Here is a 15723-nt window from a genome sequence, read left to right on the forward strand (position 1 = left end):
GTAACTATTAAATAGATTAATGCAGATAAAAACAGGATGGGTTGAGTTTTATACTAAGGGCTATAAAAATAACTGGGCAGAAAAAATATAACCCGCAATGGCGGGTTATATTTAATTGCAATTTAGCGCTCTATTACCAAATGCGTACGCGTTGATCCTCAGGAAGATACAGCTCATCGCCTGGTTTTACATCAAATGCTTTGTACCATGCGTCGTGGTTACGCGGGGCTTGTGCTCTAAAGCGACCCGGCGCATGCGTGCCACCGCGTAGCTGATTTAACATGCTTTGCTCGGTGCGTTTTTCTTTCCATACTTGTGCCCAAGCAAGAAAGAAACGCTGATCGCCAGTAACACCGTCAATAACCGGTGCTTCTTTACCGTTTAAGCTCAGTTTGTAGGCATGATAAGCCATGGCTAAACCACCCACATCACCAATATTTTCACCTAGGCTATTACGCCCGTTAACAAAGTTACCTTCAATTGGCTCATACTTATTGTACTGCGCTGCTAACTGGTCGGCTTTTGCGTCAAATGCGGCGCGATCGGCATCAGTCCACCAGTTACGTTGGATCCCATTTTCGTCTGATTTAGAACCTTGGTCGTCAAAACCATGGCCCATTTCGTGGCCAATTACTGCGCCAATGCCGCCGTAGTTTACTGCTGCGTCGGCATTTGGATCGAAAAATGGTGGTTGTAAAATTGCCGCTGGAAATACAATTTCGTTAAATGAACTGTTGTAGTAAGCGTTAACGCGCTGTGGTGTCATACCCCAACGGTTACGATCTGTTTTTTGCAGCTCTTTTGCAACGCTTTCGGCTTGAAAAAACTCACGCATGTTTTTTACGTTGCCGATTAAGTCGTTATTACTAATAGTTAAACCTTCGTACGACTGCCATACATCTGGGTAACCAATTTTTGGTACAAATGCAGCTAGTTTAGCGCGCGCATTTACTTTGGTTTCTGCGCCCATCCACTCTAGGTTATCAATACGCTCACCTAATGCGGTACGCAAGTTTTCGACCAGTTCAGACATTTGTTGTTTTGACGACTCAGGAAAATAACGTGCTACGTATATTTTACCAATAGCAAAACCAAGTGAATTGGTGCTCGACATTTCATCTATAGCACGTTTCCAACGCGGACGCGGCTCTTGCTGACCATTTAACTCTTTACCAAAAAATGCAAAATTAGTATTAAAAATATCTTCAGAGAGCAAGTTAGCGTTACCACTTATTGCGTGGTAGGTTAAATAATCTTTCCATACCGCTAAGTCTTCTTGATTGATTAATTCAATCATGGCTTTTATTGGCTCGGGTTGCGATACATTTAACTGCGGTACTTTGTAGCCTGTTTGAGCAAAATATGCATCCCAGTTAAAGTCAGGGTAGGCAGTGCTTAGCTCGTCGCGTTTAATTTGATTTAATGTAAGGTCGCGGTTACGGCGCTTTTCGCGTGGCCAATGGCCTTGTGCAATTTTGGTTTCTAGCTCTAAAATTGCCTGTGCGCGCTCATTGGCGTTATCTGCATCGGCAAATTTAAGCATGTCGGCAATATGAGCAACATAGGCGCTACGCGTATTAACAAAACGTTCTGAGTCTTCAAGATAGTATGAACGATCGGGTAAGCCTAAACCGCCAGCCCCTAACGACATTTCGTATTTATTAGGATCTAAGCGGTTAAACCACATGCCACCACCAAGCGGGGCTTTAACACCGGTTAACCAAGACTGACCAAACATTTTGGCTAAGTCGTCGGTTGATGATATTTCACTTATTTGCGTTAAAAGCGGCTTAATTGGTGTTATGCCTAGCTTATTAAGTGCTTTGGTGTCCATGTAGGCGTTGTAAAAGTCGGCTACTAGTTTTTCATCGGCATTTAAGTCTTTACGCGCGGCAATTTCTTCAATAATTACTTTAACGCGGTCTTCGCTGCGCTCGGCCAATGCCGAAAATGCACCATAGCGGGTTTTATCAGCAGGCATGCTGTAATTGTCATACCAAGTGCCACTGGCGTACATAAAAAAATCGTCGCCTGGTTTAACCGCTTCGTTACGTGCAGCTAAATCAACACCAAAACTACCCAACTCTGCTTTTTCTGTTGTTGCGGCTATTGGTGCAGTAGGTGCTGGTTGTACTTGCGTTTTTGATGTTTGTGGCTCTGAACAGCCGGTAATAAATGTGGCAGCTAATGCAGCTGCAATTAAACTCTTTTTCATTGTGTTCCCCTGAGCTTTCACTCTGTTTAATTAATATTTTTTATTATTGTAAATATTATCTTAACCTAGGTTCAGGTTATTTTAGTAATTGTTATTTATAAGAGGCTGCTAAACAAACCTTTTGAGGTGAATCACCCTAGAGGTCGATAAAATAGCAAATAAAGCCTTTATACGAGCAATATTAATGGTATTTATGTGTTTTTTGCTTGTTCTTGCTGCAATTGCCACATTTGCGCATATTGGCCGTTAAGGGCTAGTAACTCAGAATGTGTGCCTTGCTCAAGAAGCTCGCCTTTATGCAATACTAAAATATTATCGGCATCTATTATGGTTGATAAGCGATGGGCAATCACTATGCTGGTATGGTTTTGTGTGACAGCGCGCATAGCCGTTAAAATAGCTTGCTCGGCATGGGAGTCGAGGGCTGAGGTGGCTTCGTCAAAAATTAAAATAGGCGATTTTTTTAAGATTGCGCGGGCAATGGCTATGCGTTGTTTTTCGCCGCCCGACACTTTTAAACCGCGCTCGCCTACTAAGGTTTTATCGCCTTTATCAAGGCTGTTTATAAACGCTGTTAAATGCGCCATAGCAATGGCTTGATCTATTTCGGCCTCGCTGGCTGTTGGCCTGCCATAAGCAATGTTTTCGCGTATTGAAGTATTAAATAGCACGGTATCTTGCGGCACTATGGCTATAGCTTGGCGTAAACTGTGCAAAGTTACGGTGTTTATAGGTTGCTTATCTATAGTGATACTACCTGATGACACTTCATAAAAACGATACAAGAGCCTAGCTAATGAGCTTTTTCCTGCGCCACTTGCACCGACTATTGCTACCTTAGTGCCGGGTTTTACGCTAAAACTAACATTGTTAAGAATAGGGCGGTTAGCATCGTAACTAAAGCTTACATTGTTAAAGCTAACCTCACCTTTAGTGAGTGTTAGTAGTTGTGATGCAGGAGTGTCGGCAATGTGTGGTTTTTTGTTGAGCAGCCCAAGCATGTTTTCAAGGTCGGTAAGGGCGCGTCTTATTTCGCGATATACAAAGCCTAAAAAGTTAAGCGGTAAAAACAGTTGGATCATATACGCGTTTATCATTACGAGTTCACCAATGCTAAGTGTACCGGTTACTACTTCGCTTGAGCCTAACCACATAAGTGCGGTAATGGCGCTGGCTATAATTAACGCTTGCCCAGAGTTTAGTGCCAATAACGACATGCGGTTTTTTAATCGGGCTTTTTCCCAGCGCGCTAAAAAGGTGTCGTAGGTGCTGGCTTCAAACTCTTCATTGTTAAAGTATTTTACTGTTTCGTAGTTTAGTAAGCTGTCGATAGCGCGGGTATTACTTAAGTTGTCGGCGGTGTTAGCTTCGCGAATAAAGCGATTGCGCCACTGGGTTACGGTTACTGTAAAGGTAATATATATGGCAACTGCAAGTAGGGTTATAAGCGCAAACCAGATAGAAAACAAAGTGCCAAAAATTAATGCAACGGTAAGAATTTCAAATAGAGTAGGCACAATGTTAAACATTAAAAATCGCATTAAAAAGCTCAAACCGCTGGTGCCACGCTCTATATCGCGACTTATGCCACCGGTTTGTCGATCTAAATGAAAAGCCAGTTCAAGCGAATGCAAATGCTTAAACACCTTTAGGCCTATGTCGCGCATGGCGTGTTCGGTAACTCGCGAAAAAACCGCATCGCGTATTTCACCTAAAAATACGCTGGCAAAGCGCAGTGCACCGTACATAATAAGCAGTAGGGTAGGAATAAAAAGCACTGGGTGAATAGATTTATCAACGCTATCAATAATTTCTTTTAGTGCCCACGGCATAAGTAAAGTAGCACCTTTAGCGCCTACCAGTGCCATAGCTGCAATAAAAACTCGCCCTTTAAATTGTGTGATATAAGGCCAAAGTGTTTTTATACTTTGGCGCAGGTTCATTGCGTCGGGGCGTTTTACTGAGCTTTGTTTAGAGCGCATGAATGATCTCGGTTTTTATAATGGGTATAAATTGCTGTGGATTTAATTTTTCATCAAGCTAAATACTTAATTAGACTATTGTATTTTAAATAGCTGCCCTTATATACTAGTAATCCTTAATTAAAGTTTGAAAATTGATGTTTAAATTTCGTTTGTTTTTAACTGCATTTTTGCTTATTACTGCACTTTTTAGTGCATGTAGCGAAGCCGCGCCAGTTAAACATGGTTTAAACACTGCAAATTCTACTTTAATATCTGCTGCTTTTTCAGCAGCTCCTTTCTCACTAGATGCTACTTCATTAGATACTACTTCATTAGATACTACTTCATTAGATGCTACTTCATTAGGTGCTACTTCATTAGGTAATGTTTCATTAGATATAAGTCACCCCTCCATATTAGTTAAAGTATTGCATGCTAAACAACAAACTAAGCCTAATAAAACAGCGTTTGATGCACTGCAACCTAGGCTAACTGCCAGTAATTCATCGTTGTTTTTATTTAGTGCGCAAACAGAGCCTGAATACGACGTTATTTATGAATTTTTTATTCATACGCTAGCAAGGCAGTTTTATTTACAACCTAAAGCTATAAGCACGGCACTACCTTGGTATACAGTTGTTTCTAATAGTAAAAAGTCTCGTATTAGTGGCTGGAAAGAAGCTAACTTACTTTACAGCGCTACCAACACCCATCACGCTTAATTTCCTTATTTAATAATTAATAGGTTTTAACTTTTAAAGTTTTAGCTTGCAGATTAATTGTGCTTTTTTAAGCGCTTATCAGCTAGTTGCTGATAGTAAGGAATAACAATGTTGAGTTTTAAAAATAATAAAAAGCCGTTTATGGCTAAATTTAAATTAAGCACCTTTGCTATGCTGGTGGTATTACTGCTACTGGCAATGAGTGCGTTACCTAATTTATATCCAAACCAGTCATGGTTGTATATTAGTGCAGCCCCACACAGCAAAATGCAAACACCCCCGAGCACTAATACCTTAGTTACATTTTTAAATGAGCAAGGCTTAAATGCGGCGCAAGCGTATGAGTCGCAAGCAACAATAAATGTGCTACTTAACGAGCCAACAAAAAGTGCCCAGGCACAAGCGGCTATAAAAGCGCAATATGCAAATACTCAGACCAAAATTGTTGAGCGCGCTACCAGTCCAAGCTGGCTACAAAGCTTTGGACTTTCGCCAATAAAGTTAGGTCTAGATTTAAACGGTGGGGTGCTATTTGTACTCGATGTAGATTTAGACAAAGCAATTGATGAGCAATTAGTGAGTGCGTATCAGCAAGCTAAATCAATCATAATTAAGCAAAAGGCACATGGAGTAAAAGCGCTGCAAACTCAAACTGGGTTTGTAATAAATGCTCTACCTAATGCTGGTGATAAATTAACCCCTGTTATTAAAGAGCTGCAAAGCCGCTTTGCTAACTTAGCAGTAGTAACAAATAATAATGGCACAGTTAAAACGGCGCAATTTAGTTACTCAGAGCAAGGGCGAAGCGCGTTTAACAAAGAAGTTATGAGCCAAACCCTCACAACTCTACGTTCGCGTATTGAAGAGCTGGGCATAACCGAAGCGGTAACACAACGCCAAGGTAAGCAGCGCATTCGTATTGAACTACCTGGAGTGCAAGATCCTACCGAGGCGAAACGCATTATTGGCGCAACGGCATCCCTGGGGTTTTATCAATTAAAAGCTGTGGGTGGGCAAACCTTTAATTTACAGACGGGCGGTACTATAAAACTCGACCCTGTGCCAATTTTTACCGGTGAGCATATTAATAACGCTCATGCTTGGCGCGACGATTGGAGCAAACCGCTAGTGCAGTTAAGCCTTGATAGCCAAGGCGGCGATGCTATGTCGGCATTTTCTAAAGCTAATATAGGTAAACCTATGGCGACGGTTTACTCAGAGTATTCGCAAAATGCTAAAGGAGAGGTAGTTAAAAAGAGTGAGGTTATTAATGTAGCCAATATTGCTCAGCACTTAAGTTCGCGTTTTAGCATAACCAATATGCAAAGCCCACAAGCCGCGGCCGACTTAGCGCTATTGTTACGTGCAGGCTCGTTAAGTGCGCCGGTTACTATAGTGCACGAACAAACCATAGGGCCAAGCTTAGGCAGCGAAAATATAAGTAACGGCTTAGCCGCCCTAATGTTAGGTATGGGTATTACTTTGGCATTTATGGCTATGTGGTACAGACGTTTAGGGTTAATTGCCAACGTAGCACTTATTTTAAATTTAACCTCTTTAGTGGGTTTAATGTCGTTATTGCCTGGGGTAGTGCTTACGCTTCCCGGCATTGCCGGATTGGTGCTAACCATAGGTATGGCAGTAGATACCAACGTCATTATATTCGAACGTATAAAAGAAGAGCGCCGTAAAGGCCGCGCGCCTTATCAAGCTATTGAGCAAGGGTATAAGCAAGCATTTAGCACTATTTTTGATGCCAATATTACCACTATGATCACTGCACTTATTTTATACGGTATAGGTTATGGGCCAGTGAAAGGCTTTGCAATTACTTTGGCGCTGGGTTTAGTAACCAGTATGTTTACAGGCGTGTATGTATCGAAAGTGTTGAGCCAAAGTTTGTATTTAAAATTGGGTAAAAAAAGCGGAGTAAGTACAGATGCTTAATTATTTTTTAAAAGGCGAAACCGGCACACGCATGCGTTTTATGGGCTTGGTTTTAAGTACAGTATTAGTATTGCTATCGGTAGTAACCTTAGCGCAAAAAGGGCTTAACTTTGGCCTAGATTTTACCGGTGGTTACTTAACAGAATTTACGACTAGCCAAAGTATTGAGCTAAAGCAGCTTAAAACTTTTATAGCTAAAAACCACAACGGTGAGTTTGAACTAACAGCGCAAGGGAATAACCACTTTCAATTAAGAGAAGCGCCAGCTATTAATCAATCTGCGAGTAATAGTAGCAACGATTGGCAAAGTGCGGTAACACAAAGCACCGACATAAATGCCACGGTATTGTCATCGGCCTATATTGGCTCGCAAGTGGGCGATGAGCTATTTGAACAAGGCTGTTTGGCACTTCTAGCAGCTATGGTTGCAGTAATGCTGTATTTAGCGATAAGGTTTGAATGGCGTTTAGCCCTTGGCTCGGTAGTTGCTTTAACACACGACTTAATATTGGTGCTGGGTTTGTTTTCGCTATTACAGCTTGAATTTAACTTAACCGTATTAGCCAGTTTATTAGCAATTATAGGCTACTCACTTAATGACTCTATAATTGTTGGCGACAGGGTGCGTGAGCTATTAAGAGTTAAATTAAATGCCAGTATGAGCGTATCCAGCATTATAAATAGTGCGATTAAAAGCACCCTAACGCGTACCTTAATTACCTCAGGTACCACTTTAGCCACAGTAGCAAGTGTGTGGCTATTAGCTGGAACACCGCTGCAAGGCTTTGCTATTGCGTTATTTAGTGGCATTGTTGTGGGTACGTTTTCATCTGTTTGTATTGCCGCCACCTTGCCCGAGCTAATGGGGTTAAGTGCTAAAAACTACGAAGTGAAAATAGATAGCCAAAGCCAAGCGCTCATGGATATGCCATAAAGGCTCAAAGCATACAAATAAACAAAGCTTAGGGGCCAAACTATTGTGTTTAGCCCCCGTAGCAATGTTAAACTGCTCGCAATATTTTACTGTATGTGTGTAAACCCCATGAACAAAGCCCACGTTATTGAACACCTTAAGTTTGCCCTAGAGGCGCAGCTTACCACCGCAAAAGTGGCCGCTAAAACAGCGCACGACACCGCCACGCACGAAGAAAACATAGCAGAAAACAAATACGATACCCTAGGGTTAGAGGCCGCCTATTTAGCCCAAGGCCAAGCGCAGCGCGTAAACGATTGCTATAAAAGCATGGAGTTATTTAAGCCCATATTTAATCAGCCAGCCAGTAGTAAAATAGCCATTGGCTCGCTAGTGTGCCTAGAGGATACAAATGAGCAGCAAAAATGGTTTTATTTAGGCCCAAGCGCAGGTGGGTTAACCGTAGAGGTTAAAGGCTTAACGATTGCCGTTGTAACCCCCGGCGCACCACTAGGTAAGCTGTTATTAAATAAACAAATTGATGATGGCATTAGTTTAACCATTGCCGATGTAAAGCACGATTATGACATTGTAGAAATTTTATAAAATATTGGTTGTAAGCAAAGCCCATTTTTAAGCACCACAAAACGTATTTATTCCCCCTCATTTTATTGTCGGATGGCATGGCTTCGCCATTTATCCGACCTACGTCAATGTTGTATATATCCTAAATTTACGCTTTATTTATTTGATGCGCTTTAAATAATATAGTGAGAATAAAATGCAATATCGTAGGAATTATGTAAAAGGAGGGTCATATTTTTTTACTGTTAATTTGCTCGATCGTAATAAGTCGTTATTAGTTGAACATATTGATTTATTACGCGAGGCTATTCGCTTTGTTAAATTACGAAGACCATTTTACATTGACGCATGGGTTGTGCTACCCGATCACCTTCATGCAGTTTTAACTTTGCCAGATAACGATAGTGATTACTCTGGGCGTTGGCGTGAAATTAAAAAGCGATTTTCAAAATCACTCCCAAAAACAGAATTTTTAACTCAAACAAGAAAACGTAAAAATGAGCGGGGAGTTTGGCAACGCCGCTTTTGGGAGCATACAATTAGGGATGATAATGATTATTGGCATCATGTTAACTACGTGCATTTTAACCCTATGAAACATGGCTTAGTTAGTAGGGTTGCTGATTGGCCTTATTCAAGTTTTCACAGAGCAGTTAAGCAAGGTGTTTACACGAATAATTGGTGTGGTGAAAAACCATAAATTATGTGTCGGATGGCGTGGCTTCGCCATCTATCCGACCTACAGCAATGTTTTATTGTGTAATTTCATACATATGGAATATTTAAACGTAGGTCGGATAAGCGAAGCGCCATCCGACAATCAAGCCGCATCACAATAATATTTTATCACCCGAAAGAGCCAAGGCAAGGTTATAAACACTTACCGTTCCCATAAATTATGTGTCGGATGGCGTGGCTTCGCCATTTATCCGACCTACAGCAATGTTTTATTGTGTAATTTCTTACATATGGAATATTTAAACGTAGGTCGGATAAGCGAAGCGCCATCCGACAATCAAGCCGCATCACAATAATATTTCACCACCCGAAAGAGCCAAGCCAAGGTTATAAACACTTACCGTTCCCATAAATTATGTGTCGGATGGCGTGGCTTCGCCACTTATTCGACCTACATCAATAATTTTCATCTTCACGCTAAAAATATCTCGTTTGTTAGTTTATCAAAAAGGCCTTATAAAGCAGATGTGGTTTAGGATTACCTAAACTAAAGCACCCATCTTATTAAGTGACACGCGCAATGCACCACTTAGTACGATGGGTGTTTCTATTTTTAATGCTTAATTATAAAAAATTAAGCATGCTTTTATAATTAGACTTAACTAGGAAAAGTCGTGTTTAAAACCTTAATTGTGGTTGATAACAACGAGCAAACTCTTGCTCAATCATTCGAAAATGTTATTACGTTTAATACTTACCTACGTGACTATCCAAAACGTGATGAACCTAAAACTCGCATTATTAACTTATGTGACTCAAGCCAATACTTGAGCAAAGGTTACTATTGCTCGCTACTCGCTGAAGCGCGTAAGCACCAAGTATTACCAAGTGTAAAAACAATAAATGCGTTACGTAGCGGCCAAGCACCTATGCACAATGTTGGCCAAATAGATGGCGCTCTATACTTTGGTAATGCCACTAACGATGAGCAAACAAAAGCGGCTAAATCGGTATTTAAACAATACCCGGCGCCTATTTTATTTGTTGATAACCAAGGCTTATTACAACAAGGGTCGTTATCGTCATTAGATGAGCAACAGTACAGCGATTTTGTAGCTAAGTTGAATAACTTTACCCAAACGCAATGGCGTATTACTGCGGAGCGACGTCGTTTTCGCTGGGACATGGCAATACTTGTTGATCACAATGAAAAGGTGCCACCAAGCGATAAAGACGCAATAGCAAAGTTTATTAAAGCAGCGGCTAAACATGGTATTAATGCCCAAGCATTAAGCTTTGACGAAATAGACAATATAGCCCAGTTTGATGCGTTATTTATTCGTCAAACTACAGCAATTGACCACCCAACATATCGCCTTGCTAGCAAGGCACAAAGCTTAGGTTTAGTGGTTATTGACGATGCGGAGTCTATTTTACGTTGTTGTAATAAAGTGTATTTACACGATGCGTTTAACTATCAAAAAGTACCTAGTTTAAAAACAGTGGTTGTGGCTGATCAGTCAAGCGAGACTCTTGAGCAGTTAGAAGCGGCGTTTACCTACCCGTTAGTATTGAAAATGCCAGAAGGCTCGTTTTCAAAAGGGGTATATAAAGTAACGAACCGTGCTGAGCTGGAAGCTAAGTTAACTGAGCTATTTGAATTTAGTGCTTTAGTGCTTGCACAAGAATACATGTACACCGAATACGATTGGCGAGTAGGGGTACTAAATGGCCGTGCAATTTACGCGTGTCGTTACTTAATGGCGCGTAACCATTGGCAAATTTATAACCACGATGCAAAGCGGTTTTTTTCGGGTGGCTTTGAAACATTGCCTACTTTTGAATTACCAAAAGCGGTATTAGATGCAGCATTAAAAGCGTGTAAAACAGTGGGTAAGGGTTTATATGGCGTTGATGTAAAAGAACATCAAGGGCGTGCTTATGTACTTGAAGTAAACGATAACCCAAGTATTGATCATAAAGTAGAAGACGGCTATTTAGGCGATGAGCTTTATATGATCATTATGGATGAGTTTAAACAACGCCTTGAAGCGAGGGGGCGTGGTTAATGGCAAAAGCCATGGTTGAGAGTGTGGTTAATGAACAGACTGAGCAAGTGGTTATTCGCCAAGCGCTTATCAGTGATTTAACCGCGCTTACAGCACTTGAAAATGCTTGCTTTAGTAACGACAAGCTTAGCCCGCGCAGTTTAAAGCGCTGGCTAAGTGCTAAGCACGGTATTTTATTAGTTGCCGAGCAAAATAATGCGTTATGCGGTTATGGGCTAATTTGGTGCCATAAAGGCACTCGTCTAGCGCGTCTTTATTCGCTTGCTGTATTACCTACCATGCAAGGCAAAGGCATTGCAAAAATGCTACTTATTGCACTTGAAAAAGCCACCGCAGAGCGTGGGCGAATTTATCTGCGTTTAGAAGTGGCTGTAAATAACGACAGCGCAATTGGTTTGTATAAAAGCTTAGGTTATCGGGTGTTTGGTCAATATAGCGATTATTACGACGATCACAGCGATGCGCTACGCATGCAAAAAAACATTCGTAAAACCAGTGAGCTTAAGTTAGCACGGTTAACTCCGTGGTATCAGCAAACTACTGAGTTTACCTGTGGTCCTGCGGCGTTGTTAATGGCTATGGGGAGCTTAGATGCTAGCACTGAACTGACTCAATCGCATGAGTTGTCGTTATGGCGAGAAGGCACTACTATTTTTATGACCTCTGGGCATGGCGGCTGCCATCCGTTTGGTTTAGCACTGGCGGCACATAAACGTGGTTTTAACAGCGAGGTAATTGTTAATACCCTAGAGCCGTTGTTTTTAGATGGCGTGCGCAGTGAAAATAAAAAAGTAGTATTAGCAACGGTACATCAGCAGTTTGTAGATGGCATAACCGCTGCCAAAATACCGCTTAGTAATAAAGATGTTGAGCTTGAAGACATTGAGCGTTGGCTGAAGCAAAATTTTAGCGTGTTGCTATTAATAAGCACTTATCGGTTTGATGGTAAAAAATCGCCGCATTGGGTGTGCGTTACGCATTTAGATGAGCACTGTGTGTATGTTCATGATCCGTTTTGTGAGCCAGGAAGTGATAGTCAATTGGCTATAGATTGCCAATATGTGCCTATTGCCCGCAGCGACTTTAGTAAAATGTCGGCGTTTGGTAGCCAACGCTTAAGAACAGCTGTGGCTATTGCTAAATCAAAAGATTGTTAAAATAAAATTAAACTATTCATATATGAATAACGAGGAAATTACGTGTTTTTACCTGATTTATTTGATGTAGCTCCGTACTCATGGGCTGCAATTGGTACGGCGGCATTTTGTGGCGCTATTATTGGTATTGAGCGCCAATTACGTGGCAAACCTGTGGGTATTCGTACTTCTGCGTTAATTACTTTAGGTACCTATTTATTTTTATCGACCGCGTTTAATTTACAAGGCGATGTAATTGACCACTCTCGCGTAGTGGGGCAAATAATTACTGGTATTGGCTTTTTGGGCGCAGGCGTAATGCTAGCTAAAGACGGCGCTGTGGTAGGAGTAACGTCGGCAGCAACCATTTGGGTGTTAGCGTCTATTGGTGTAATGATAGCCACCGAAAACTTGGGCGCAGCTATTAAGCTCTCTGTGCTGGTGGTCGGTATTTTATACGGTGTTGATGTGCTTGAAGCTAAGTTTAAAAGCTTAAGTAAAGGTGTGCACACTAAAGTTAAAATTTATTCAAAACGCTATTATCGCAAAAGTGAAAATGAAACAGAGCGCCACTTATAAAGTGGCGTTTTTATAATTAAGTTTATAACTAACTTAATACTAATTTTTGATGCACTAAAGCATCGCAAAGTGCTTGTGGGCGGCCTAAATAATAGCCCTGAACCTTATCGACATTTAGTTTGCGGAGGGTGTTTATTTCTTCTAGTGTTTCTATGCCTTCGGCAATAATATTACAGCCAATGTCTTTAGCAAATCCGCATAACGCTTTAGCTAATAAATATTTACGACGATCGCTATTAATGTTTCGGGTAAGGCTAATATCAAGCTTAATAATATCTGCTTGTAGCTCCAAAATATGCTGAAAAGAAGAATACCCGGCACCAACATCGTCTATAGCTAGGCGTATGCCTTTTTTACGCAGTGGCGCGAGTGCCGTTAACATTTCATTGTAGTTGGCAATAGGAGAGTGTTCGGTTACCTCCAATACTATATTGCTGCAATCAGAAATAGCAGCTAATGCATTGGCAACGGCACCACTTAGTATATGCTCTGGAGAGGTGTTAATTGACACATACACCTCTTTATTAAAATGACTCATATTGCCTAAAACATTGTTTATTGCCAACATTTCTAGGGCTTCACCTAAACCAAACTGTGCTGCTTCATCAAACCAAATGTTAGGTGTTCTATAGGGCTCAACAAAAAAGCGAGACAAGGATTCGTAACCCGAAACTTTATTTGTGTTTAAGCTATATATAGGCTGGTAGTAAATTTCAATATTGTTTGTGTTTATAATATTAAGTACGTTAGATTTAATAATTTGTTTTGCTTCATTGTCTTGTATTTGCGTATCAATAAGCTGCGAAGCCAGATCTGAAATTAAATTTAAAAACGCCAGATCACGCTTAATGCCAGTCAGTTAACACTGACTGGCTTTTTTTTATACGGATATTTAGATGGTTTCTTTTTCACACATCGTGGAAAGCGGCGCTCATGACGCCTTGTCGGTAACTGAAATAGCGTCAGCGTTTCTAATAAATGCTCATAGTGTTTTGGTAAATTTCCCGGACTGGTCAGTGGGATAGTTAACAGAAATACGTTGATATGCCTTGAACAATGAGAAAAACTCAGTTGATTTGGCCATACTTCCAGTAACTCTGCGGCCTCACGCATGGCTATTCTTATAATATTGTAGGCAATTAGTAACCCCCACAACTCTTGCCTTATCATATCCGGCCTTTTTGAGCGTAGGATATAGTTTGAGTGCAGCATCGTTTGTTTTATTTCTCGATATCCTATTTCTATTTCCCAGCGATGCATGTACAAATCAGCTATTTCTTTTGATGGGTAACGCATTACATCAAGCATTGATGTAAGAATCTGATACTGCTTATTATTATGCGTGTAAGTAAGCAGCCGAGCTTCTAAAAACTCTGGCAAGTCAGTAAACTTTTTTCGCGCTTGGGGCGATGTTTTAAGACGCACTAACTGGTCATTTTTACTGATTTTCTTTATGGTATCAACCGTTAAGCCTTTTCTGACAGGTATCATCCAGTGTCTTTCAGTCCCTGCTTGATGCCAACGATGCAAAAGCCCTAATGAATAATAACCGCGATCAAATAAGGTTAATGAATTATCCGGTGTGCCTTCAATGAGTTCTTCAGCGAGTGTCATTTCCCCTTGATGCTGCCCGTTAAAAGCACAATTAATGAGTTGATGACTCGTTAGCTCCATGTGGCATACCATCCGAATTTGAGGATAGGTATGACGTGGTCAACTAAATTCAGTCACCCTAGTTAAGAAACCATATCTAATGTTTCGGTTCGTTCTTCAAAGTCATTTGGGCTTTGATAATTTAAGTACGAATGTAAGCGACGACTGTTGTACCACATGCAGATGTAATTCATCACATCCTGTTGAGCTTCATAACGCGTTGAGTAATTTTTCCAATGCACTCTCTCTTGCTTCAAACTACCGAAGAAGCTTTCTGCAACAGCATTATCCCAGCAACAGCCTTTCTTACTCATGCTACCAATGAAGTCTTTTGACTTGATCAATCTACGATATTGGTGGCTTGCATATTGAACCCCTTGATCTGAATGGATAATTAACCCTGCTTTGGGTTGGCGTTGCCACATCGCCATAGTCAGTGCGTCACAGACAAGCTGCGCTTTCATTCGTGAGCCCATGCTCCAACCAACGACTTTACGCGAATATAAATCAATCACTACCGCCAGATACAACCAACCTTCTGCAGTCCAAACATAAGTGATATCTTGTACCCAGGCTTGATCAGCTGCTTCAACGTTGAAGTTTTGCTCAAGTATATTGGGGTAAATAGGCTTGTTATGGTCACTATTCGTTGTCACTTTGTATTTCTTTTTATAACGCACCCAGACATTTGCCTCTTTCATTAACTGTGCTGTCTTGTGACGGCTCACCGGAAAACCGAGTGCATTTAAGACTTTCTGAATACGCCTTTCACCGTAAGTATTATCACTAAAGTGTGCTATGTCCTTGACCCAATCAATCATTTCTTGATGTGTTGGATCCTCAGATTTAGTTGAGTATCGCTTTTGATAACTATAGTAATTGTTACTTTTCACACCCAGTATTCGGCACATTACCGCCACAGGCCAGGTCTTCTTGTATTGGGTTATGAACGAATATTTCACTTCGTTTCTTTGGCAAAGAAGACCGTCGCTTTTTTTAATATTTCACGCTCCATTTCTAGGCGTTTTACTTGCGCTTTTAGCTCTCTGATCTCTTCTTGCTCAGGGGTTAAATTACCGTTCCCTCTAAAAGCCTGCCCATCATCATTTTCAGCTTCTTTTATCCACCGACCAAGCATGTTGGGGTTTACCCCTAAATTTCTAGAGGCTTCTGCTTGAGAGTAGTTTTGCTCAACAACTAATGCGATGGCATCAAGTTTAAATTCTTTGGAATACTTTTTACGTTTTGTCATTATCGATCTC

General features: G+C 40.9%; 12 protein-coding genes and 1 pseudogene. 8 read left to right on the plus strand and 5 right to left on the minus strand.

Annotated elements, in window-relative coordinates; translation table 11 throughout:
• Positions 1-133: 133 nt before the first annotated feature.
• Positions 134-2215, minus strand: coding sequence for a M13 family metallopeptidase (locus AAEZ18_RS02265; RefSeq protein WP_086995990.1), 2082 nt, complete (start codon positions 2213-2215; stop codon positions 134-136).
• 191 nt (positions 2216-2406) lie between these two features.
• On the minus strand, positions 2407-4197 hold the full coding sequence (locus AAEZ18_RS02270; protein ID WP_089368215.1) for an ABCB family ABC transporter ATP-binding protein/permease: 1791 nt from the start codon (positions 4195-4197) through the stop codon (positions 2407-2409).
• A 137-nt stretch (positions 4198-4334) separates the two neighbouring features.
• Between AAEZ18_RS02270 and AAEZ18_RS02275 the strand changes: the two genes are divergently transcribed.
• The 8 genes from AAEZ18_RS02275 to AAEZ18_RS02310 all read left to right on the plus strand — a co-directional run bounded on the left by AAEZ18_RS02275 (position 4335) and on the right by AAEZ18_RS02310 (position 12808).
• Positions 4335-4901, plus strand: coding sequence for a hypothetical protein (locus AAEZ18_RS02275; protein ID WP_089368216.1), 567 nt, complete (start codon positions 4335-4337; stop codon positions 4899-4901).
• A gap of 108 nt (positions 4902-5009) precedes the next feature.
• Positions 5010-6848 (plus strand): protein translocase subunit SecD, encoded by a 1839-nt coding sequence (gene secD, locus AAEZ18_RS02280; protein WP_350593741.1) that lies wholly within the window; start codon positions 5010-5012, stop codon positions 6846-6848.
• On the plus strand, positions 6841-7782 hold the full coding sequence (gene secF, locus AAEZ18_RS02285) for a protein translocase subunit SecF (protein ID WP_089368218.1): 942 nt from the start codon (positions 6841-6843) through the stop codon (positions 7780-7782). Before secD ends, secF begins: the two co-directional genes overlap by 8 nt.
• A 108-nt stretch (positions 7783-7890) precedes the next feature.
• A complete protein-coding gene (locus tag AAEZ18_RS02290) occupies positions 7891-8367 on the plus strand; it encodes a GreA/GreB family elongation factor (protein WP_041454691.1) in 477 nt (158 codons plus the stop codon).
• Between the two features lie 175 nt (positions 8368-8542).
• Complete coding sequence (locus AAEZ18_RS02295) at positions 8543-9046, plus strand: REP-associated tyrosine transposase (protein WP_089368219.1); 504 nt, start codon at positions 8543-8545, stop codon at positions 9044-9046.
• Between the two features lie 652 nt (positions 9047-9698).
• Complete coding sequence (locus AAEZ18_RS02300) at positions 9699-11093, plus strand: RimK family ATP-grasp domain-containing protein (RefSeq protein WP_086996005.1); 1395 nt, start codon at positions 9699-9701, stop codon at positions 11091-11093.
• Positions 11093-12250, plus strand: a complete 1158-nt coding sequence (locus AAEZ18_RS02305; RefSeq protein ID WP_172459230.1) for a GNAT family N-acetyltransferase/peptidase C39 family protein — start codon at positions 11093-11095, stop codon at positions 12248-12250. Before AAEZ18_RS02300 ends, AAEZ18_RS02305 begins: the two co-directional genes overlap by 1 nt.
• A gap of 42 nt (positions 12251-12292) precedes the next feature.
• On the plus strand, positions 12293-12808 hold the full coding sequence (locus tag AAEZ18_RS02310; RefSeq protein ID WP_011328060.1) for an MgtC/SapB family protein: 516 nt from the start codon (positions 12293-12295) through the stop codon (positions 12806-12808).
• Positions 12809-12836: 28 nt separating this feature from the next.
• On the opposite strand, the gene AAEZ18_RS02315 is transcribed toward AAEZ18_RS02310, so the two are convergent.
• The 3 genes and pseudogenes from AAEZ18_RS02315 to AAEZ18_RS02325 all read right to left on the minus strand — a co-directional run bounded on the left by AAEZ18_RS02315 (position 12837) and on the right by AAEZ18_RS02325 (position 15713).
• Positions 12837-13667 (minus strand): EAL domain-containing protein, encoded by an 831-nt coding sequence (locus tag AAEZ18_RS02315; RefSeq protein WP_350593791.1) that lies wholly within the window; start codon positions 13665-13667, stop codon positions 12837-12839.
• Positions 13664-14503, minus strand: a pseudogene (locus AAEZ18_RS02320) (IS4 family transposase); the annotation flags it as partial. The gene AAEZ18_RS02315 and the pseudogene AAEZ18_RS02320, both read right to left, overlap by 4 nt.
• 41 nt (positions 14504-14544) lie before the next feature.
• A protein-coding gene (locus tag AAEZ18_RS02325; RefSeq protein ID WP_502935378.1) for an IS3 family transposase occupies positions 14545-15713 on the minus strand; the annotation gives its coding sequence in 2 pieces (ribosomal slippage) (positions 14545-15467 and positions 15467-15713; 1170 coding nt in all).
• Between the last annotated feature and the right edge of the window lie 10 nt (positions 15714-15723).

The sequence above is a fragment of the Pseudoalteromonas sp. 19-MNA-CIBAN-0066 genome (assembly GCF_040308705.1).
Classification (GTDB): Bacteria; Pseudomonadota; Gammaproteobacteria; order Enterobacterales; family Alteromonadaceae; genus Pseudoalteromonas; species Pseudoalteromonas nigrifaciens.

What these genes read in the sequence shown, in the direction of transcription:
- AAEZ18_RS02290 (WP_041454691.1), top strand. Translation starts at nt 7,891, where the DNA reads ATGAACAAAGCCCACGTTATTGAACACCTTAAGTTTGCCCTAGAGGCG.
- AAEZ18_RS02295 (WP_089368219.1), top strand. Translation starts at nt 8,543, where the DNA reads ATGCAATATCGTAGGAATTATGTAAAAGGAGGGTCATATTTTTTTACT.
- secD (WP_350593741.1), top strand. Translation starts at nt 5,010, where the DNA reads ATGTTGAGTTTTAAAAATAATAAAAAGCCGTTTATGGCTAAATTTAAA.
- AAEZ18_RS02305 (WP_172459230.1), top strand. Translation starts at nt 11,093, where the DNA reads ATGGCAAAAGCCATGGTTGAGAGTGTGGTTAATGAACAGACTGAGCAA.
- secF (WP_089368218.1), top strand. Translation starts at nt 6,841, where the DNA reads ATGCTTAATTATTTTTTAAAAGGCGAAACCGGCACACGCATGCGTTTT.
- AAEZ18_RS02265 (WP_086995990.1), bottom strand. Translation starts at nt 2,215, where the DNA reads ATGAAAAAGAGTTTAATTGCAGCTGCATTAGCTGCCACATTTATTACC.
- AAEZ18_RS02270 (WP_089368215.1), bottom strand. Translation starts at nt 4,197, where the DNA reads ATGCGCTCTAAACAAAGCTCAGTAAAACGCCCCGACGCAATGAACCTG.
- AAEZ18_RS02275 (WP_089368216.1), top strand. Translation starts at nt 4,335, where the DNA reads ATGTTTAAATTTCGTTTGTTTTTAACTGCATTTTTGCTTATTACTGCA.